Consider the following 21,776-nt stretch of genomic DNA (forward strand, 5'->3'; position numbering starts at 1 on the left):
CGAGATTGTTTCGTTATAGAAAGAAGTTAAATTTATCAATTATAAGTATTTATTAGTCATTAATGATAGAGTTGCTTATAATGTAAAATATGAAAGAAGTTATCCCATGTCAGTTTGGAAAGAGTGATGCAGATATGAACCAGTTAAAGAAGATGTTTTATATAGCCATTGCAGTTTCCATAGCAGCTCAATTTTATTTAAATTTCTTTGTTGATGGCTTCATTATAACATTTTCAGTTATTTTATTACCTCTTCTTTTATATAAGAATCAAAACTTAAATCCAATTTTGACATGTATAATAACAGGAATAGCTTCTCCTCTTTTTAGAACATTTATTATATTTCTTGGAATAAAGGATTTTAAAGAGGCTTTTTCTTTGGTATCTCCAGATATTGCTTTTTATTTTACATATGGTATTGTTTTTTATTATTTTTACACTAAATATAAAAATAAAAATTTGACAAGGTTTGCACTTGCTGTACTCATCAGTGATTTTTTATCTAATATGGTGGAAATAAGTTTTAGAACTCAAGTAGTGGGTCTTGAAGGGAATATAATAAAGGGACTTTTCATTATAGCTTTAGTTAGAAGTAGTATAGTTGTAATATTAGTTATAGTTTTCAGAAGATATGAGTCCTTTTTAGCAAGGGAAGAGCATGAAGCTAGATATAGAAGACTCATGCTTTTGACATCTATTTTTGAAAGTGAAGCTTATTTTATGAATAAAAACATGAAGAACATTGAAGATATAATGAAAAAAACCTTTAAGGCATATAGGCTTTCAACAGAAAAAGATGTTCCTAAAGAATTTCAAGATATTATTCTTGACTTATCTAAGGATGTACATGAGATAAAGAAGGATTATATTAGAGTAATAAAGGGATTGGAAGAAGTTTTTTCATATAAATTTAATATTGAAAAAATGAGTATTAAGGATATGGTAAATATATTAGCTATCAATACAAAGGAATATTTAAAGCAAGAAAATTTAAATGTAGAATTTAAATATAGGATTAAAAGTGATGTTTCTGTGAAAAATCATTACTATTTAATGTCTATATTTAGAAATTTAATTAATAATGGAATTGAAGCATGTAAAGAAGGTTTCAATCCCATTGTAAGTTTAATTGTAGAGGAAGATGATAAGGAGGTTAAAATCTATGTGACAGATAATGGAATTGGGATAAAAGAAGATCATATAGACTATATATTCAATCCTGGATTTTCTACAAAATTCAATAAAGAAACCGGTGATATAAACAGAGGTATTGGGCTGACCCTTGTAAAGGATTTAGTTAATGAATATTTTAATGGAACTATTGAAGTAAAGTCAATTTTGGGTAGTGGTACTACATTTATAGTTACAATAAATAAAAACAATCTATAAATATTTTCTTTTATAATCTGAAATTGCTTGAGGGTTGAAGGAAATTATGTTTAGAGGGTGGATAAGGTGAAATTTTATATAGTTGATGATGATATTAATATTGTAAAAATACTTGAAGATATCATTGAAGACAGACAGCTGGGAATTGTTGTGGGCTATTCATATGATGGAGATACTGCTTTAAAAGAAATATTTGAAATAAAGCCAGATATAGTTTTAATAGATTATTTAATGCCAAGCAAGGATGGAGCTAGTGTAACAAAGGAAATCCGTAAATCTAATCCAGAAATTTATTTTATTATTATTTCACAGGTATCTGATAAGGAAATGATTGCTGAATCATATACTTCTGGGGTAGAATTTTTCATAACAAAACCTATTAATATTATTGAGGTAGAAAAGGTAATCAAATCGGTATCGGAGAAAATTAAAATGGCTAGGACTATTTCAAATATCAAAGGCATGCTTGATATAAACTCAGTACCTAGAAAAATTAATACATTACAAAGGGAAAAACAAATAAGTAAAATAAAATATATTTTAAGTAATATTGGAATACTAGGTGAAAAAGGTTCCTATGATATAGTTAAAATTTGTGAATATATGATTAAAAATGAAAATAACAGATACATAATCTATGATATAAATAAAATTTGTTCAAGCCTTGGAGAAAATCCAAAAATTATGAAGCAAAGAATTCGCAGGGCTATAATAAAGGGAATTAAAAATATCGCAAATACAGGGATTGAAGACTATATGAATGAGTGCTTTGTAAAATATTCTAACTCTTTATTTGACTTTGAAAATGTAAAGGCTGAAATGGACTATATAAGAGGTAAAAGAAATTCTGGTGGAAAAGTAAATGTTGTTAAATTTATTGAAAATATACTTGTGCAAAGTAAATCCACGTAGCCTTTTTAGGAATTCTACATTATTTACATACCACATAATCCCAAGATAGAATATTCGAATAATTGAAAAATAAAACTGAATTATTTTGAATCTCTATGATTTTTTTTGAAACTCTTCCTTAAAATAATAGTATTAAAGATTAAGGAGGAGTTTTATTTTATGGAGAATTTAGTTGAACATTATGGTATTTGGTCAATAATACCACCTTTGGTAGCCATTATTCTTGCTTTTAAGACGAAACAAGTATTACCATCTTTGTTTTTAGCAATTTTTGTAGGTGCCACTATTATCAGTGGGGGTAACGTTTTCACAGGCTTTGCCAGTACAATTCAGAAATATATTGCTGGCTCCATTGCAAATGAATGGAATGCAGGAATTATAGTCTTTGATATTGCCCTTGGAGGAATGATTGGACTAGTGGCAAAATCTGGTGGAGCTAAGGCTATAGCCCAGTGGCTAGGGAAAAAAGCTAAATCGGCAAAGGGGGCTATGGTAGCCACATGGGCCATGGGCCTTGCAATATTTTTCGATGATTATTCTAATACATTATTAGTTGGAACTACCATGAGACCCTTAACCGATGAGCGCCGTATTTCAAGAGAAAAACTTGCTTTTTTAACTGATTCAACTGCAGCACCAGTAGCTAGTATGGCATTTATAGCCACATGGACAGCTTATGAAGTGGGACTATTAAAGGATGCTTTTAATCAGATTGGGCTAGAAGTAAATGCATATGGAGCTTTTATACAATCTATTCCCTTTAGATTTTACAGTATAATTATGCTATGCTTTGTTTTAATGATAGCTGCAACAGGAAGGGATTATGGCCCAATGTTAAAGGCAGAAAGGAGGGCAAGGAAAACTGGAAAGCTTATCGAAGATGGTGCTATTCCCCTTGCTTCTAAAGAACTTACTGAAATGGAAATAAAGGAAAATATTCCACTAAGAGCTTACAATGCAATTATTCCAGTATTAACTGTTATAGTTATGGTGATTTTAGGATTGTATATAAATGGTCGAGGAGCAATATTAGCAGGAAATGATAGAGAATTAATTGAAGCTGTTAAAGCATCTCCTCTTTCTCCCTATGTATTGAGGCAAGTATTAGGTAGTGCAAATGCTTCGGTGGCAATGATGTGGGCAGCATTTTCTGGCTCAATAGTGGCTTTCATATTAGTGCTTTCCCAAAGAATATTAAATTTTAAAGAAGCTATGGAGGCATGGGTTGATGGTGCTAAGGCATTGGTAATTGCAATTATGGTATTGGTGTTGGCCTGGGCTATAGGGAGTATATGTAAAGACTTAGGCACTGCAAATTTCCTAGTTAAAATATTGGAAGGAAAGGTTCCTGCAGGTATTGTACCTATGGGAGTATTTATTCTTGGATGTATTATTGCCTTTTCAACAGGGACATCCTGGGGAACTACAGCAATTTTAATGCCTATAGCGGTTCCCCTTATATATGAATTGAGTGGAGGAGATACGGGAACAATTTTATATGCAACAATAGGAGCTGTTTTTACAGGGGCTGTATTTGGAGATCATTGTTCACCAATATCAGATACTACTATTATGAGCTCTATGGCATCGGCATCTGATCATATTGATCATGTAAAAACCCAAATAGTTTATGCGATTACGGTGGCTGTTATAGCTATGATTGTTGGCTATATACCTGCTGCAGTTTTAGGAATAAACCCATTAATTTCATTATCGGCTGGACTAGTATTAGCATTTATTGTAATTAAATTCTTTGGAAAGGAAGTAGAAGACCCTGAGTTTATGAAGGATATAGAAAAGAATACTACAGCTTAAATTATAGATATAAAATAGTAAATTTTAATATACTAATGAAATCACTAAGAATCTTTTTATGCCACTCTTATAAATAGAGGGAAGGGTGATAAATGAGTAAGAAAAACAATTGTTTTTCTTGCTCATTTTTTTGTATTTATAAACAATTCGAAACAATGCTTCAGAGTTTTCCCAAAATAGTGATTATATTTAAAAATCTAAGAGATAATAAATGTTTCATGAATATTCATACATTTCATATTAAGAAATATTAAATTTTAAATTTTGAAATCCATAACTATGTGAATTTATGTTTTCAAAAGGATAAAACATAGGGTTCTAAAGGGGAAGAGGCTTTCATAATGAAAGGATCATAGAAAAAAGCAAAATAACTTTCTACAAATTCTCTAAGTTTTAGCTAGAATAAACTTTATATTTATGCATTAAAGTTGTATAATATAGTGAAGCAAAATTTATAAGTTATTTTATGTATCAAAAAATTTTAGATGGTTTGGTGTTTTTATGATTTATAAGATTAAAAATCGCTATAATGGCAAAAGTTTAAATTAGAAAAAATAAAAAGGTGGTTAATATGGGTAAACTTACAGTTACATTTCCTAATTATACAATTGGAGAAGATTCTTTGCAAGATTTGGTAGGGGTATGTACAAATTATGGAAATAGAATTTTAATAGTAGGAGGTAAAACTGCATTACAAAAAGCTAGCCCTAAAATTGAAAATTCAATTAAAGACAGTAATTTAGAAATTGTTGATTATATATGGTATGGTGGAGAATGTACTTATGATAATATGAATTTAGTTGCCAAAAAGGCTAGAGAGAATAAAGTTCATATGATAATTGGAGTTGGTGGAGGAAAAGCCATTGATACTGCCAAGGGAGCAGCTGATAAAATAGATATTCCGGTATTTACTGTTCCAACTATTGCAGCCACTTGTGCAGCAACTACCAGTTTATCAGTAGTTTATAATGAAAATGGAGAATTCAACTCATTTTATTTTCTTAAAAAGCCACCTGTTCATATATTTATGGATAGCGAAATAATAGCAAGAGCCCCTGTCAAATATTTGTGGGCTGGTATAGGTGATACAATAGCAAAATATTATGAGTGTACATTGGCCTCTCGAGGTGATGTTTTGGATCATAGCTCTGGACTAGGTAGAGAAATTAGTGCTATGTGTGTGAAACCTATGTTTCAATATGCAGAAAAAGCCTTAGGAGACTGTGAAAAAAGTATAAGCTCCTTTGAAATTGAACAGGTTATTCTAAATAATGTTGTCAGTACCGGTTTAGTTTCTATGTTGGTTGAAGATAAATATAATGGGGCTCTTGCCCATTCAATATTTTATGGACTTACTATATTAGATCATATAGAAAAAAATCATTTGCATGGTGAAGTTGTTGCATATGGAGTATTGGTTCAATTGGCCATAGATAATCAAGAGGAAGAGTTAAAGAAACTGTATGATTTTTATAAAAAAATAAAACTTCCAACATCTCTAGAAGATATAGAAGTAAAGAATGATAGAAAATATTTAAATAAAGTTCTTGAAAATACAGTAATAGGTCCCGATATGGAATATTTACCATATGAAGTAACCAAGGATATGGTATTTGAAGGTATTCAAAAGCTAGAAAAATTAAATGGAAAAATGTAATTTTAAAAACTGTTTGAGATTATAATATAGTTGCATTATGATCATAAATAACATTGTATAATTATTAAACTACAAAGGAGGGACTTGAGGGCGCTAAAAAGAAGTGATTTTAATCATCATTAATATTGGTGTCCTTGAAAAAACATGAATGTTAAAGTGTATAAAGATGAAAAAGTTAAAATAAATAGTAAAAATATATTAAAATTTTTAATCCCATCGCTCATTGGGATAGCACTATTTTTATTACCAATTCCATACAATGGAGCAATTAGTACGCCAGTAGGAGTTATATCTGAGTGGTTAGCAAATGTATCAAAACCATATTCACCACTTTTTGTAACAACAATAATAGTAATATCAGCAACCATATCAACAATAACATCTTTATTTAAGCCAAAATTTATAATTGAGAATAATCTTTTGAAAAAGCTTTTTGTAACAAATAATTTTTATCTAGTATTTAGAATTTTAGGTGCAATAATTGCTGTATTAGTTTTAAATAAATGGGGTGCAGAATTTATTTACTCAGGTGATACAGGTGGAACTATGATGTCTTTAGTTTCTACTTTAGTTTCTTGGTTTTTTGCGGCTTCATTTTTGTTACCATTGTTAATAGATTTTGGAGGCATGGATTATACTGGAACTATTTTAAGAGGCTTTGTAAAACCACTGTTTAAATTACCTGGGCGTTCTGCTATAGATTTGATAACATCATGGATAGGAAATTGTAATGTTGGAGTAGTACTTACCAGTATGCAGTACGATAATGGATATTATACAGGAAGGGAAGCAGCAATAATAGCAACATGTTTTTCAGCAGTATCTCTTCCATTTTGTTTAGTGGTTGCAGCTTTACTAAAGGTAGATGCATTGTTTTTACAATTCTATCTTACAATATTAGTTGCAGGTATTTTTAGTGTTGCTATAATGGCAAGAATATGGCCACTGAATAAAATTCCAGACACCTATCATCCAGATAGTGGAAAACAAATTAATGAAGTTGAACCTAAAGGTATGAAAAAATCAAAATGGGCCTTGCAGCTTGCAGTTCAAAGAGCTCAAAAAGCAGATAGTTTAGGTAAGCTTATATATCGTGGAGCAGAAACTTTTTTAAGTATTATTTTCTCTCTTACGCCATTGGTAATGGCCTGGGGAACTGTGTCTTTAATCATAGCCACTTATACTCCTATATTTGATTGGTTGTCTTTACCCTTTGGATATTATTTGAAAATCTTAGGAGTACCAGAAGCATTTGAGGCTGCTCCAGCAACAATTGCTGGATTTGCAGATATGTTTATTCCTGCAATTTTAGCTGCAAATATAGCATCGGTCAAAACAAGATTCATTATAGGGGTACTATCCTTAGTTCAAATAATATATATGACTGAAGTAGGAACATTAATTATAACTTCAGATATACCAGTAAAATTTAAGGATTTAATAATAATTTTCGTAGAAAAAACCATTATTGTTTTACCTATAATTGTACTTATGGCTAATATATTTGTAAAATAATACGAATATATTGTAAATTTTAAATTCCTAAGGGATAAAAGCATAATCCTTATAGGGGAGCATATGCTTTGATTGGAATGTAAAAAGATGAAATACGAATGAAATGACGTTCCGATATACTTGCTTTGTTAATATTGTACCAAAAGAGGAGGCTTAAATATGAAGCATAGATTTGTATCAAAACGATATTGGAATGATATTTCCACTCCTATGGGAGAAAGTGGAGATTTGACAAGGAAATATGAGGATCTGATTAATTTTAGTTTGGGAGATCCTGATTTAACAACTGACGAGAGAATTATAAATGCAGCCTTTGAAGATGCTAAAAGAGGACATACACATTATACAGACTTTTTAGGTGAATTAGAGCTAAGAGAAGAAATATGTAAGTATTATAGAAATGAATATGATTATGGTGTAAAAATAGAAGAGTGTATGATAACTACAAGTGGATGTCATGCCATGTGGCTTGTTTTGGAGTCTATACTAGATGATGGAGATGAAGTGATAATACATGAACCCTACTTCACCCCTTATCCTCAACAAATTAAATTAACAAGGGGTAAAGCGGTTGTTCTAGAAACCTATGAAGAAGATGAATTTCAGGTAGATACGGAAAGATTAAAAAAGCTCATTACCAATAGAACTAAAGCCATAATTATAAATACACCAAATAATCCAACAGGCACATGCTTTAGTCGAGAGACTTTGGAGGCTATAGCTGAGGTTGCTATAGAGAATGATATTATTGTTATTGCAGATGATATATATACTGCATTTAGCTATGCCAGCCCTTTTATTCCAATTACAACACTAAAAGGGATGAGGGAAAGGACAATAACAATAAGTAGTTTTTCAAAGGATTATTGTATGACAGGATGGCGTATAGGCTATGTATTAGCCCCATCTTATATAATAAAGACTATGAAGGATGTAAATGAAAATAATGTTTTTACAGCCCCATCTATTTCTCAAAGAGCGGCATTACACGCCATAAGAATGAGGGATGAAGTACAGCCTCCTATGGTAGAAGAATATAAAAAAAGAACTTTCTACGCATATGAAAGAATTAAATGCATTCCCAATATGTCTGTTTTACCTCCTAGGGGCAGTTTATATCTATTTGTTAATATTAAAAAGACGGGTTTAACTTCAATGGAGGTTGCTGATAGGATTCTTCGTGATGCCCATGTATTGGTATTGCCGGGAAATGCATTTGGAGCTTCGGGAGAAGGATATATAAGAATCGCAGTTACAGTGGGGTTAAGGCAGTTAAAGGAAGCCTTCGATAGAATAGAAAAAATGGACATTTTTCAAAACTAATTTAAGGTTTAATAAGTTTCAAATAGTATAATAAATATTTGAAATTTGTAATGCTTTAGAGTTTGTTATCTATATAGATGTATGTCAATAAAATCTGTTTATCCTTTTTAGTAGATAAAATATCTACTAAAAAGGATTTTTTTAATGATTTTAAATATTTAGAGGGGAAATAATATAAAGTGAAGAAATTATTAAGAAATGTTAATATGTATTTATAGGAGGTAAAAATGGATAATGAAAGTTTGTTATTAGGATTACCATTTAGAACATGGATTATAGTAGGTGGACCATTTATTGTTTCTACATTGGCACCATTAATAGTGGCATTTATTTTTAAGCATAAGAAGGTGATTTAATAAAATGAATAAAAGTATGGTTTATTTGATATACTTTGCATTTTATACTTTTGTACTTTTATGGTTTGGAAAGGGTGGGTTTAAAAGGACTAAAGATTTAAGGGACTTTTACGTTGCAGGAAATAGTCTTGGGCTAATTGCAAGTATTTTTACTTTTACTGCCACTTGGTTTAGTGCTGCTTCCATGCAAGGACTGACTGGTATGTTATATGCATATGGATATTCAGTTATTTTATATTCAGTTGTAGGATGGTTTTTAGGAGCTGTAGCCTTGATATTTATGGCAGTGAAGTTAAAGGATTATGATATACTGACTATTCCAGAGTATTTTAGAATCCGATATAATAGTAAAATTCTTCAAGCACTAGGGGGATTAATAATTATAATTTGTTACATACTTTATATTATTATTCAAATTAGAGGTTTTGGCATTGTTATGTCAGAGCTTTTAGATATCAATTATACATTATCAATTTTTCTAGTATACTTATTTGTAATATATACAACCTTTGGAGGGTTGTTTTCCATCGCAAAAACCGATGGACTGAACTCTATATTATTTTTTATTGGAACAATAGTTGCAGCTTCTATTATATTAAAGGAAGTTGGAGGCTTTGTAGCAATAAATCAAAAAGCAGCCCTAATATCCTCAAGACCCTTTCCAGATTTTCCCTATATTATTAAGGAAGGAGGTCTTCTGGATCCCTTTTGTAATGGACTTCAAAGGCCAATAATGATTTTTACAGTTTGCTTGGCCTGGGGATTAGGTCTTGCAACAAATCCACAATATGCCATAAGAGTATCTTCGGCAAAGGATAAAAGAACTGCTGTAAGGATGATATCTTTTTCAGTTTTAATATTAGCTGTTATATACATTGGCATATTGATAATAGGTATAGGTGCTAGAGTTTTAGAGCCTTCGGTTAAAAGTGTACAATCTGTTGATGAGATATTTCCCTATATAATTGATAATGTAATATATTCGCCTCTAAGTGGCTTTATATTAATAAGTATAACGGCAGCAGCCATATCTTCAGCAAATTCACAGCTTCTCATATTAGCAAGTGGTTTTAGCTATGATATTTATAAAAATTTATTTAATCCAGATATAAGTCAGGAAAAGCTATTAAATATAAATAGATTGTTTATTTTTTTAGCTGGAACTATTTCATTAATTCTATCTATAAATCCTCCTAAGAGTTTGTTAATTTATGGGAGTTATGTTTGGGCCATATTTTCTGTCACCTTTTTACTTCCCTTATATGGAGGACTATATTGGAAAAAGGCTACCAAAAAGGCTGCCTTTGCTTCTTTTATTGGAGGTCTTATAACTATAATAATTTTCTCTTTAATTAATATTTTATTTAAAATTTCAGATAGCTTTATACATCCGGTATTACCAGCTGTAGTTGTGGCAGGCATATTATTTTTTGTAGTTGGTAAGATAACTTATAATGAAACAAATTAAAGTTATAGATATAGGCAAATAAAATTTAAAGAAGGAAGTAGCCTCTAAACTATAGATCAAGCTTTGTCAGTGTATATCTATGAATACAACAGATTTTAGAGTAATATAAATTTTGGAGTTATATATATCAAGTAGAAAAAGGTGGTCAATAATGAAATGGGACATAGAGAACAAAATACTTATACCGTTTATGATTTTAATTATATTACCAATTTTAATAATAGGTATAGTTTCATACTGGAACGGGTATCAATTACTTTTAAACAACAAAATTAAAGAGGTTGAAAACAACTTACATGAAGACATGTTGTTAATTGATAAAATAAATGAAGATGCCCGAAAAAATGATATATTAATTGACCTGGCTAAAGACAAGGCTATTAATTACTTTATTGATCTTAATAAAGCTGGTATAATTATTCTTCAAAATAATGAAGTTATTCTAAATAATCTTGATGACAATGAAGCCTTTGCTAAATCTCTTTTTAATAAAGCAATTAAATCTAAAAAGGAAACTTATATTAATGACGATGTGTTATTTATCTATAAAACTTATGATAAATGGAATTGGAAAATAGGATATGGGTTATATAAAAATATTTTTACAAATGAACTAGTGGAATTTCAAAAGAATACTATTCTAATTGCAATTATATTCTTAGTTTTTTCAATGCAGGCCACTATTTTTATATCTCATAATTTGTCTAGGCCCATAAAAAAGCTAGCTGAAATATGTAATAAAATAGGAAAGGGAAACTTAAAGGAAAAAATAAATATAGATAGGGAAGATGAAATAGGAATATTGGCTGATGCATTTAATAATATGGTGAGAAAGCTAGAAAAAAATACAAAAAAGCTTCTAGAAATGAAAAAATTTAATGAAGATATTTTGAGGAGTATTTCTATAGGAATAATGACAATGGATAAGAAAGGAAGGATTCTATCCATAAATCAAGCTGGAGAAAGACTTTTAAAATATAGTACAAATTCAAGGGAGCAAAGGGAAGCCTTTAGGAAAAAAATCATGGATCAGTTAACAGAAACATTATTTAATGAAGAAAGTAAAAATGAAATTTTAGTATTAAATAAAATGGAGGATGGTAATAAATTGTATTTTGATGTTACTACATCTCTACTTAGAAATAAGAATAAGAAAATTAATGGAGCAATTTGCAGTTTTAGTGATATCACAAAGAGAAAAAGAATTGAAAATAATATCGAAAGGATAAACAGATTGACTTCAGTTGGACAGCTGGCTGCTGGATTAGCCCATGAAATACGGAATCCTCTTGCTGGTATGAAGATGAGCATTCAAGTTTTAAAGTCAAGATTATGTAAGCAAAATGATAAATCAAACCTCAATTTGTTTAACGGTACATTATATGAGATCGATAGATTAAATAATCTAATAACGGAGCTTTTGGATTTTGCAAAGCCCCATCAACCTAAATATGAAATGACAAACATATTAGAAATACTAAATAAGTCATTAGAGCTTACAAAAAAGGATATTAATGAAAAGGATATTAAGACAAATATTCATGTAGAAACTCATAATATTTCCATATTTGTTGATAAGGCTCAAATAGAGCAGGTGTTTATAAATATAATTAGAAATGCTGTAAATGCAATGAATATAAAAGGAGTTTTAAATATAACTATAAATACTACTATAAGGGAGAAAATTAATTTTCTAAGGATTATATTTCATGATAATGGTTGTGGCATTAAACAGGAGAATATAGATAAGATATTTAATCCCTTTTTTACTACAGATCCCCAAGGTACTGGTCTGGGATTATCAGTTGTTCATAAGCTGGTAATTGAAAATAACGGTGAAATTGAGGTTCAAAGTGTTGTCGGTAAAGGAACTAAATTTATTATCAAATTTCCTATTTTTGGTGGTGAACTAAGTGAAGAAAAGAATATTAATAATTGATGATGAAAAGACCATATGTTTATCTTTATCTGAAGGATTGAAGGATTTAGGATATAAAGTAGATTATGCTTTAAATGGAAAGAGTGGAATAAGAAAAGCTGATGATTTTAAACCCCATGTTATATTTTTAGATATGAGATTAGGCAATGAAAATGGTCTTGAGGTTTTAAAAACAATTAAAAATATTGATAATGATGCAGAGGTTGTAATTATGACTGCATATGGAAACGTTGAAACAGCTGTTTTAGCAATGAAAAATGGTGCCTTTGATTATATTAAAAAGCCCTTTGATCTTGGAGAGATAGATATTATTATATCCAAAGCCTTTGATAATTTAAAGATGAAAAAGAAAATTTATTTATTAGAAAAAGAAAAAGAATATACAGGTAGTGCTATGATTGGAAACAGTTCTTCAATGAAGGAAGTGCTTTCAAAAATCGATATACTGTCAAAAAATGATAATGTTACGGTACTAATTACAGGGGAAACTGGAACTGGAAAAGAATTAGTGGCAGAAGCAATACATAATAAAAGCACAAGAAGAGATGGACCTATAGTAAAAATAAATTGTGGGGCCATACCAAAGGATCTTGTCGAAAGTGAACTCTTTGGGTATGAAAAAAATGCTTTTACAGGAGCTGCCGCTAGGAAAAAGGGTCTTTTTGAAATTGCAGATGGAGGAACAGTTTTCTTGGATGAACTAGGTGAAATTCCTATGGATATGCAGACAAAACTTCTTAGATTTTTAGAGGAACGTAAATTAAAGAGAGTAGGAGGACTTCAGGATATAGATGTGGATATTAGAATAATAGCTGCAACTAATAAAAATCTTGAAGAAGCCATAAAGAAAAAGAAGTTTAGAGAGGATTTGTACTATAGGTTAAATGTTATTCCTATAAAGCTGCCAGCTCTTAGAGACAGAGGAAGAGATATTCTATTACTTGCAGAATATTTTTTGTCTAAATATAATAAAAAATTCAATAAATCCATTAAAGGATTTGAAAGTAAGGTAAAGGAGAGATTATTAAGCTACAGTTGGCCAGGAAATGTTAGGGAATTAAAAAATGTTGTAGAGAGAATAGTTATTCTACATGATGTAGAGTATATTGATTTACTTCATTTACCAGCTGTGGTTCAAAATCACAATAAAACTAGTGATACAGTATTAGAGAGCTGGAGCCCAAAACAGGATATTTTCAATGAGGGATTTTGTTTAGAAGATGAAGTTCAAAGAATTGAAAAAAAATATATTACCATGGCATTGGATAAAACCGATGGAAATTATTCTAAGGCTTCACAACTATTAGGTATTAGTAGGTTTGCATTAAAGAGAAGAATAGAAAAATATTTTGAATAACGGGAGCGAATTCGCACATATATTGCGGAATCGCTCCGTTTTGGTGTTCATTATCGCACATTATACCTCTTAAAGAATCTTCGAACAATTCAAAATAAACAAAAATTTGTTTGGCATATTAATTGCGATATATATTAGTGAAAAATATTATATAATAGGAGGTATAATATGGAATTAACTAATGCAAAAAAGAAAAGCTTCATGGCAAAAGCAAAAACCATGGGGCCTGCTGCCATTGTAACAGCTGCATTTATAGGACCAGGAACAGTTACAACAGCTTCACTGGCAGGAGCTGGATATGGTTATTCATTGTTATGGGCTATGGTGTTTTCTGTGTTTGCAACAATTATACTACAGGAAATGTCTGCTAGATTAGGGATAGTTACTAGAATGGGCCTTGGAGAGGCTTTAAGGGAGCAGTTTGAGAATCCTTTAATGAAGTATATAAGTATTTTTCTAGTTATTTCAGCTATAGGTATTGGTTGTGCAGCCTATGAAACTGGAAATATTTTGGGTGGAGCACTGGGACTGGAAGCAGTTACTGGTGTATCAATGAATGTTTGGGGCCCTATTATGGGAATTGGCGCATTTATTCTATTATTTACAGGCAGCTATAAATTAATTGAAAAGGTACTTGTTGGATTAGTTGTACTTATGAGCTTGGTATTTATAACCACAGCAATCGTAGTAAGACCTGACTGGGGTCAGATTTTATCGGGGATGTTTATACCTTCTGTACCAAAGGGATCAGTATTTATTGTTATGGCACTTATTGGAACTACAGTGGTACCTTATAATTTGTTTCTTCATTCATCGGCGGTACAGGAAAGATGGAAGGATGCTTCAGGGCTAGGAGAGTCAAGATCAGATATTTTAATTTCAATAATCCTTGGTGGACTAATTACATTATCAATTATTATTACTGCCTCAGCTACATTTTTTACAGCAGGTATAGGAATAGAAAGTGCAGGAGACATGGCAAAGCAGCTTGAGCCTTTATTGGGACCATGGGCTAAATATTTCTTTGCATTTGGATTATTCTCAGCTGGATTGTCTTCATCAATAACAGCGCCACTGGCAGCAGCCTATGCTACATCAGGAGCTCTGGGATGGAAAAAGGATTTAAATGACAGTAAATTTCGATCTGTTTGGATGATAGTATTAATTATAGGTATTGTTTTTTCTGCAATAGGCTTAAAGCCACTTTCAGCAATTATATTTGCCCAGGCGGCAAATGGTGTATTACTGCCAATAGTTGCGATCTTTCTGCTCTATGTAATGAATAATAAAAAAAGACTTGGAGAATATGTTAACAGTAGTAAAGTTAATATATTGGGAGGAATTGTTGTATTGGTTGCTATTGGTTTAGGGCTTAGAAGTATATTGAAAGTTTTGGGAATTATGTAAGATGTTTTGATGTTTTATATGCTGGAGGTTTTAGCCTCCAGTTATATAGTTTATATTGTTTGGAAAGGGGATAAAAATATGGTTGATTTGGCATTTGAAGAGCCTTTTAAAGTTAGGCAGAAAATTAGAGAGGAAAAGTATAAAAGGCCTACAGCTGGACTTTGCAGGGGATATGCTCAAGGGAATTTAGTTATTTTACCCAAAAGTTTAGCTTACGATTTTCTATTATTTGCCCACAGAAATCCAAAGCCATGTCCAATATTAGAAGTTACAGATGTTGGAGAAAAAGAATTAAAAACTATTGCTGAGAATTCAGATATAACCACTGATATTCCTAAATATAGGATATACAAGAAAGGTGAGCTTGAGGGAGAGTATTTAAATATTAAAGACTATTGGAGAGAAGATTTTGTTTCATTTGTATTGGGATGTAGCTTTACCTTTGAATCAGCCCTTCTTGATGAAGGAATTCATATAAGACATATTGAGAATAAAAGTAATGTAGCAATGTATAAGACCAATATTCAGTGTAAGACTGCAGGAGTATTTTCTGGTCCTATGGTGGTTAGTATGAGACCTATACATGTAGATAATATAGTAAAGACTATTCAGATAACATCAAAATATCCTAAGGTACATGGAGCACCTGTCCATATAGGGAATCCAAGTTTAATAGGTATAGAGGATATATATAATCCTGATTTTGGAGATCCAGTGGAAATAAAAGAAAATGAAGTACCGATATTTTGGGCTTGTGGCGTTACACCCCAAGCAGTTGCAATGAATGTTAAGCCGGAAATTATGATTACCCATGCACCTGGATATATGTTTATAACTGATGTGAAAAATAATCAGTTATCTGAGTTGTAGAATAGAAAAACTTCGAAATTTTGGATTTGAAAACAAAAAAATTTGGAAGGTGATATTGTGTTTAGTGTAGATTTAAACAGTGATCTTGGAGAAAGCTTTGGAAATTATATTATTGGAAACGATGAAAAAGTGCTGGACTATGTAACCTCAGTAAATATAGCATGTGGATTTCACGGGGGAGATCCTGTAGTAATGGAAAGAACAGTTAAAATGGCTGTTGAAAAGGGCGTTGCCATAGGTGCTCATCCCGGTTATCCGGATTTAATGGGATTTGGAAGAAGAAATATGAATATAAGTCTGGAGGAAGCAAGATCATATATGATTTATCAAATAGGAGCTTTAAAAACCTTTGTAGAAAGCTGCGGTGGAAGACTTCAACATGTCAAACCCCACGGGGCCCTTTATAATACTGCAGCAAAGGATTATGAGCTTGCTAAAACCCTAGCAAAGGCCGTATATGATGTAGATAAAGATTTGATCTTCATGGGGCTATCAAATTCCGAGCTGACAAGAGCTGGAAAGGATGTAGGTCTTAAGGTGGCAAATGAAGTTTTTGCTGACAGGGCCTACAATAATGATGGAACACTGGTATCTAGAAAAATAAAAGGTGCAGTAATACATGATACAGAGCTTTGTGTAAATCGTGTTCTGGACATGGTGAAAAATGGAACAGTTGAATCTGTAAATGGATCGAAGATAGAAATAGTTGCAAATAGTATCTGTGTACATGGGGATAATGAAATGGCTTTAGAATTTACAAAGACATTAAGAGAAAAGCTTTCAGAAAATGGTGTAATGCTAAAATCATTAAAGAGTAGTAAATAATAATTTTATAGTAAGTTATAATCTTTTTACCTAAGAGAAAGACCAAAAAACTTAGAACTTTGAACTGACAAAAGTGACCTTAGTCATCTTTGTTACAAGGAAAGGGCTGCTTACAATGTATGATAATATTAAATATTATCCTTCAGGAGATAGTGGATTAATTCTAGAGTTTGGCAATAAAATTTCTAAGGACGTAAACAAGAAAATAAGAGCTTTAAGCTATTGCATAGAAAAGGAGAATCTTGATCAAATAATTGAAATCATACCTACCTATACAACAATTTTAATTGTTTATGATCCGATAAAGTCATTATATGGGGAATTGGTAGAAAAGCTAAAGAGTATAGAGAAATCCATGAAAAATATTAAACTTCCTCCAGCTGAGGTAGTTCATATTCCAACATTATATGGTGGCGAATATGGAATGGATTTGGAAAATGTTGCTGAGCATAATGGATTAACTGTAAGTGAGGTTATTAATATTCACAGCTCTACAAAGTATCTTGTATATATGATTGGATTCACCCCAGGTTTTCCTTATCTTGGAGGAATGTCAGAAAAAATAGCTACTCCAAGATTAAAAATTCCTAGAGAAAAAATTCCTGGAGGATCAGTTGGAATTGCCGGAAGTCAGACAGGCATATATCCCATTGATAGCCCAGGGGGATGGCAGATAATAGGAAGAACTCCCCTTAAACTCTTTGACTCCAAGAGAAACCCCTCTGTGCTCTTAAAGGCTGGACAATACCTAAAGTTTGAGTCAGTAAATGAAGAAAGGTATCAAACTATTTGTGAAGAAATTATGAAAAACAAATATGAGCCTAAGAGGACAAAATTGAAAGGAGGGGAGTAAAATGGGAAGCCTAAGGGTAAATAATCCCGGTTTACTTACAACAATCCAAGATGCTGGAAGAATAGGATATGGACAGTATGGAATACCATCGGCAGGAGCTATGGATAGTCTTTCATTACAGTTGGCTAATATATTAGTTGGAAACAATAGATATGAAGCTGCTATTGAAATTACCTTTATGGGGCCAGAAATTGAGTTTTATGAAAATCTTATCATAGCAATAACGGGAGCAAATATTTCCCCGAGGATTAATGGAAGGGAAATTGAGATGTATAGTACTATTTATGTAAATAAGGGTGATGTGCTAAGTTTCACTTCTTTGAAAAAAGGCTGTAGGGCATATTTAGCAGTTTCAGGTGGTTTTAAGCTAAGTTCAATTATGAACAGTAAATCCACATATCTCAGGGGGAAGTTTGGGGGATTGGAAGGTAGAAAGCTTAAAAAGGGAGATATTCTTTTAGTAAATATAGAAAAGGGCTATAAATATTTAGGGGTCAGAAGGATTCCAAGGGATTTTATACCTGATTTTAGAAATCAATATACAGCCAGGGTTATTATGGGTCCTGAGGACCACAGATTCACAGAGGAAGGAATAAATACATTTTTAGCAAGTGAATACACCCTATCAAACCAATGTGATAGGATGGGATATAGATTAAATGGTGCTAAAATTGAACATAAAGAAGGAGCAGATATAATATCAGGTGGGATAACCCTCGGGGCAATACAGGTACCAGGTCATGGTGAGCCTATAATAATGATGGCTGATAGACAAACAACCGGGGGTTACACAAAAATAGCAAATGTTATTTCAGTTGACATACCCTATCTTGCTCAGCTCAAAGCAGGAGATAAGATCAGCTTTGAGAAAATTAGCATTAAAGAAGCTCAAGAATTAGTAAGAAAAAGAGAAGAGAAAATCATTAAGATAATTGATAGATTTGAAGAGATAAAACTAGATGAGCCAATAAATAGCTCAAGAAATTTTAATATAAGGTTAAATGGCAAAGAATTTAATATAGGTGTTCAGGAATTAATATAAAGTAAAAAAATTTCAAAAAAGTCTTGACATTTATTAATAAGGACAGTATACTTATAATCAATCATTTAATTGAATATTTAATCTCTTATCGAGAGTGACGGAGGGGTCTGGCCCTGTGAAGTCCGGCAACCAGTACAATTATGTACAATGGTGCTAAATCCAGCGGTATTACACCGGCAGATGAGAAAGCTTGGGATTTAAAGCCTTTTCCATTGTTGGGGAAGGCTTTTTTGGTATCCAATATCAATATCTTATTTTATAATTTAATAATAAACTTATCCAGAGTGATGGAGGGATCTGGCCCTATGAAATCCGGCAACCAGTACATTATGTACAATGGTGCTAATTCCAGCGGTACTATACCGGCAGATGAGAAAGCTTGGGACTTAAAGCCTTTTCCATTGTTGGAGAAGGTTTTTATGTATATAGAATTATTTATAAAGCTAGATTTATAGGGAGTTAAGTAAAGATTTTAATTTATATATTTGAGGAAATTGCATAATACATGTAGAGAATTTTAAAATTAATAATGTTAATTGAGCAAATTGCATAATTACCTTACCTAAAAATTATCTACTACATGTGGTTTTAAAATCTTCAAAGCCATACCATATATATTATGCAATTGTGCCAAATTAGAGTTATGCAATTTCCTAAATTATACAAGTTTCTCATTTAAAAATAAATAATAAAAAATTAAGTATCGAATCAAGGGGGAAATTGATATGACAATTAAGAAATCCTATGAAGAAATTAACGAGAAAATAAAAAATGGAGAGGCTGTAGTAGTTACTGCTGAAGAAGTAATTGATATTGTAAAGGAAAAGGGGATAAAAGAAGCTACTAAGCAAGTTGATGTTGTAACAACAGCAACATTCGGGCCGATGTGTTCTACGGGAGCATTTTTAAACTTTGGACATTCCGATCCACCTATAAGAATGTCTAAAGTACATCTAAATGGAGTTGAAGCCTATGCAGGACTTGCAGCAGTTGATGTATATATAGGAGCCACTGAAGAATCAGAGGATAGAGGAGCAGAATATGGTGGTGCACATGTTATATGTGATCTTATAGAAGGTAAAAAAATACATTTAATGGCAACAGCCAAGGGCACTGATTGTTATCCCTGTAAGGAAGTGGAAACATATATAACGAAGGATTCTATAAATGAAGCCTATTTATTTAATCCCAGAAACTGTTACCAAAATTATAATGCTGCAATAAATACTTCTGATAAAAGAATTTATACTTATATGGGTATATTGCAGCCCAATAAAGGAAACATAACATATTCAACTTCGGGTCAATTAAGTCCGCTTTTTAATGATCCACTATATAGAACTATAGGCATAGGAACTAGAATATTTTTAGCAGGAACAGTTGGATATGTTTCATGGCAGGGAACACAATTTAACTCGGCTTGTGAAAGGGACGAAAGAGGGATACCATTGGGAGGAGCTGGAACACTGGCAGTAATAGGAGATTTAAAGAATATGAGTACAGATTATATAAGACCCGCAGTATTCGAAAAATATGGTACATCAATGTTTGTAGGTCTAGGAATACCGATACCGATACTTGATGAAGATGTGATGAAAAGTGTATCAATAGAGGATAAAGATATTTATACCAATATTATAGATTATAGTATACAAAGGAGAAGCAAACCAAGTCTTGGTAAAGTGAGTTATGCAGAGCTTAGAAGTGGAAAGGTGATTTTAGAGAATAAAGAAATAAAGACAGCACCTCTTTCAAGTCTTCAAAAAGCCAGAGAAATTGCAGAAGAATTAAAGACATGGATAAAAAATGGAGACTTTTTAATACAGGAACCTGTACAGTCATTACCTTTAAATAATAAATTGAATTCTCTTGAAATAGTAGAAGAGGAGGTTTAAGATAATGAAAAAATTATTACTTTTATCATTTCCATCAAATTTAACAGGAGAACCCATTACCTATACCCTTATAAAAAACTATGATCTGAAAATTAATATTTTGAGAGCTTCTATAGATTACAATATTGAAGGATCTTTATTTCTCGAAGTAGAAGGAGAAGGAGAAAAATTGGATTTAAGTATTGAATATCTAAAAATTAAAGGGATTAAAGTGAAGGTAATAAACACTGCAATAAGAATAGATGAAGATAAATGTGTTAATTGTGGAGCGTGTACAGCTATTTGTGAAGTGGCAGCAATTACTATGGATAAGAATTGGAAGATAAACTTTCACAAGGATAGGTGTTTAGACTGCAAATTATGTATAAAGGCTTGTCCAGTAAGAGCTATAAGAAGTATAGTTTAACTTTAAACTTAGAGCGGGTGATCAAATGTATGAAAAGAGATTTTATAGAGAATATATGAAGTCAAAGGAATTTATAAATTTTACAGTAATATCCAAAGAGTCTGATTTGCATATATCCGCAAAAACTAATCTAAAGAAGGAAGCAAATAAATACCTTAAAAAGTATAGAAGTTCTATTAAAGACTATGGAGATGAAAATACTAATTTCTATAAAAGTTTATCACCTATAGAGGTATCAGATGCAGCAGAAGAAATAGTTAAGCATATGGCCGAGGCTGGAGCCAGTGCCAATGTTGGACCCATGGCAGCCGTTGCAGGTGCAGTGTCACAGTATGTAGGACTTGATTTATTGAATTATACCGATGAAATTATGATTGAAAATGGTGGAGATATTTTTATTAAAACAAATGAGAAGAGAAAAATATTAATTTATGCTGGGAATTCTCCATTCTCAGAAAAAATTGCATTATCTATATCTCCGGAAGATACTCCCCTTGGTATATGTACATCAGCAGGTACTATAGGTCATTCTCTTAGCTTTGGAAGGGCTGATGCAGTCGTAGCTTTATCTAAGGATACCCTGCTGGCAGATGCCACAGCAACAGCAATAGGGAATATTATAAAAAATCCAGAGGATATAAAGAAGGGGATTGAATATGGAAAAGCTATTAAAGGAATTGAGGGAATCTTAATAATTATAAGGGATAAAATGGGTGCATGGGGAAAAGTTGAGGTGATTGCCCCTTAG

At 31.7% G+C, this 21,776-nt stretch carries 18 protein-coding genes and 2 riboswitches; all 18 genes read left to right on the forward strand.

The genetic code is table 11. The features are described 5' to 3' along the window. Positions 1-89: 89 nt before the first annotated feature. Complete coding sequence (locus B5X81_RS02750) at positions 90-1,388, forward strand: sensor histidine kinase (protein ID WP_079489183.1); 1,299 nt, start codon at positions 90-92, stop codon at positions 1,386-1,388. Positions 1,389-1,454: 66 nt separating this feature from the next. Continuing rightward, on the forward strand, positions 1,455-2,300 hold the full coding sequence (locus B5X81_RS02755; protein ID WP_079489185.1) for a DNA-binding domain-containing protein: 846 nt from the start codon (positions 1,455-1,457) through the stop codon (positions 2,298-2,300). A gap of 159 nt (positions 2,301-2,459) precedes the next feature. After that, entirely contained in the window at positions 2,460-4,115 is a 1,656-nt protein-coding gene (locus tag B5X81_RS02760; protein WP_079489186.1) for a Na+/H+ antiporter NhaC family protein, read from the forward strand. 571 nt (positions 4,116-4,686) lie between these two features. Then, complete coding sequence (locus tag B5X81_RS02765; RefSeq protein WP_079489188.1) at positions 4,687-5,772, forward strand: iron-containing alcohol dehydrogenase family protein; 1,086 nt, start codon at positions 4,687-4,689, stop codon at positions 5,770-5,772. A 144-nt stretch (positions 5,773-5,916) separates the two neighbouring features. Beyond that, complete coding sequence (locus B5X81_RS02770; RefSeq protein ID WP_079489189.1) at positions 5,917-7,287, forward strand: YjiH family protein; 1,371 nt, start codon at positions 5,917-5,919, stop codon at positions 7,285-7,287. 159 nt (positions 7,288-7,446) lie between these two features. Next, positions 7,447-8,610: a pyridoxal phosphate-dependent aminotransferase gene (locus B5X81_RS02775; protein ID WP_079489191.1), complete on the forward strand. Its 1,164-nt coding sequence runs from the start codon at positions 7,447-7,449 to the stop codon at positions 8,608-8,610. A 227-nt stretch (positions 8,611-8,837) separates the two neighbouring features. Further along, a complete protein-coding gene (locus B5X81_RS28320) occupies positions 8,838-8,966 on the forward strand; it encodes a hypothetical protein (protein WP_280175241.1) in 129 nt (42 codons plus the stop codon). 4 nt (positions 8,967-8,970) lie between these two features. Then, on the forward strand, positions 8,971-10,434 hold the full coding sequence (locus B5X81_RS02780; protein ID WP_079489192.1) for a sodium:solute symporter family protein: 1,464 nt from the start codon (positions 8,971-8,973) through the stop codon (positions 10,432-10,434). 151 nt (positions 10,435-10,585) lie between these two features. Continuing rightward, positions 10,586-12,373, forward strand: a complete 1,788-nt coding sequence (locus B5X81_RS02785; protein WP_079489194.1) for a sensor histidine kinase — start codon at positions 10,586-10,588, stop codon at positions 12,371-12,373. Further along, positions 12,348-13,730, forward strand: a complete 1,383-nt coding sequence (locus B5X81_RS02790) for a sigma-54-dependent transcriptional regulator (protein ID WP_079489195.1) — start codon at positions 12,348-12,350, stop codon at positions 13,728-13,730. The genes B5X81_RS02785 and B5X81_RS02790 overlap by 26 nt, the downstream gene beginning before the upstream one ends. A 168-nt stretch (positions 13,731-13,898) precedes the next feature. Then, positions 13,899-15,137: an Nramp family divalent metal transporter gene (locus B5X81_RS02795; protein ID WP_079489197.1), complete on the forward strand. Its 1,239-nt coding sequence runs from the start codon at positions 13,899-13,901 to the stop codon at positions 15,135-15,137. 78 nt (positions 15,138-15,215) lie between these two features. Then, positions 15,216-16,007 (forward strand): putative hydro-lyase, encoded by a 792-nt coding sequence (locus tag B5X81_RS02800; protein ID WP_079489581.1) that lies wholly within the window; start codon positions 15,216-15,218, stop codon positions 16,005-16,007. Positions 16,008-16,064: 57 nt separating this feature from the next. Continuing rightward, entirely contained in the window at positions 16,065-16,832 is a 768-nt protein-coding gene (locus B5X81_RS02805) for a LamB/YcsF family protein (protein WP_079489198.1), read from the forward strand. A gap of 73 nt (positions 16,833-16,905) precedes the next feature. Then, positions 16,906-17,685, forward strand: coding sequence for a 5-oxoprolinase subunit PxpB (gene pxpB / locus B5X81_RS02810; RefSeq protein ID WP_330397323.1), 780 nt, complete (start codon positions 16,906-16,908; stop codon positions 17,683-17,685). A gap of 1 nt (position 17,686) precedes the next feature. Further along, positions 17,687-18,727, forward strand: coding sequence for a 5-oxoprolinase subunit C family protein (locus B5X81_RS02815; protein WP_079489201.1), 1,041 nt, complete (start codon positions 17,687-17,689; stop codon positions 18,725-18,727). An 82-nt stretch (positions 18,728-18,809) separates the two neighbouring features. Further along, positions 18,810-18,914, forward strand: a riboswitch (SAM riboswitch). 85 nt (positions 18,915-18,999) lie between these two features. Continuing rightward, positions 19,000-19,103: riboswitch (SAM riboswitch) on the forward strand. Between the two features lie 349 nt (positions 19,104-19,452). Then, positions 19,453-20,622 carry a homocysteine biosynthesis protein gene (locus B5X81_RS02820; RefSeq protein WP_079489203.1) on the forward strand — a complete coding sequence of 390 codons (1,170 nt, stop codon included), beginning with the start codon at positions 19,453-19,455 and terminating at the stop codon, positions 20,620-20,622. Between the two features lie 4 nt (positions 20,623-20,626). Beyond that, entirely contained in the window at positions 20,627-21,028 is a 402-nt protein-coding gene (locus B5X81_RS02825) for an NIL domain-containing protein (RefSeq protein WP_079489204.1), read from the forward strand. A 25-nt stretch (positions 21,029-21,053) separates the two neighbouring features. Beyond that, positions 21,054-21,776, forward strand: a complete 723-nt coding sequence (locus B5X81_RS02830; RefSeq protein WP_079489206.1) for a UPF0280 family protein — start codon at positions 21,054-21,056, stop codon at positions 21,774-21,776.

The sequence above is a fragment of the Maledivibacter halophilus genome (assembly GCF_900167445.1).
GTDB lineage: Bacteria > Bacillota > Clostridia > Peptostreptococcales > Caminicellaceae > Maledivibacter > Maledivibacter halophilus.

Excerpts from the sequence above, each read along its gene's own strand:
- B5X81_RS02750 (WP_079489183.1), top strand. The coding sequence starts at position 90 with ATGAAAGAAGTTATCCCATGTCAGTTTGGAAAGAGTGATGCAGATATG.
- B5X81_RS02760 (WP_079489186.1), top strand. The coding sequence starts at position 2,460 with ATGGAGAATTTAGTTGAACATTATGGTATTTGGTCAATAATACCACCT.
- B5X81_RS02765 (WP_079489188.1), top strand. The coding sequence starts at position 4,687 with ATGGGTAAACTTACAGTTACATTTCCTAATTATACAATTGGAGAAGAT.
- B5X81_RS02770 (WP_079489189.1), top strand. The coding sequence starts at position 5,917 with ATGAATGTTAAAGTGTATAAAGATGAAAAAGTTAAAATAAATAGTAAA.
- B5X81_RS02775 (WP_079489191.1), top strand. The coding sequence starts at position 7,447 with ATGAAGCATAGATTTGTATCAAAACGATATTGGAATGATATTTCCACT.
- B5X81_RS28320 (WP_280175241.1), top strand. The coding sequence starts at position 8,838 with ATGGATAATGAAAGTTTGTTATTAGGATTACCATTTAGAACATGGATT.
- B5X81_RS02780 (WP_079489192.1), top strand. The coding sequence starts at position 8,971 with ATGAATAAAAGTATGGTTTATTTGATATACTTTGCATTTTATACTTTT.
- B5X81_RS02785 (WP_079489194.1), top strand. The coding sequence starts at position 10,586 with ATGAAATGGGACATAGAGAACAAAATACTTATACCGTTTATGATTTTA.
- B5X81_RS02795 (WP_079489197.1), top strand. The coding sequence starts at position 13,899 with ATGGAATTAACTAATGCAAAAAAGAAAAGCTTCATGGCAAAAGCAAAA.
- B5X81_RS02800 (WP_079489581.1), top strand. The coding sequence starts at position 15,216 with ATGGTTGATTTGGCATTTGAAGAGCCTTTTAAAGTTAGGCAGAAAATT.
- B5X81_RS02815 (WP_079489201.1), top strand. The coding sequence starts at position 17,687 with ATGGGAAGCCTAAGGGTAAATAATCCCGGTTTACTTACAACAATCCAA.
- B5X81_RS02820 (WP_079489203.1), top strand. The coding sequence starts at position 19,453 with ATGACAATTAAGAAATCCTATGAAGAAATTAACGAGAAAATAAAAAAT.
- B5X81_RS02825 (WP_079489204.1), top strand. The coding sequence starts at position 20,627 with ATGAAAAAATTATTACTTTTATCATTTCCATCAAATTTAACAGGAGAA.
- B5X81_RS02830 (WP_079489206.1), top strand. The coding sequence starts at position 21,054 with ATGTATGAAAAGAGATTTTATAGAGAATATATGAAGTCAAAGGAATTT.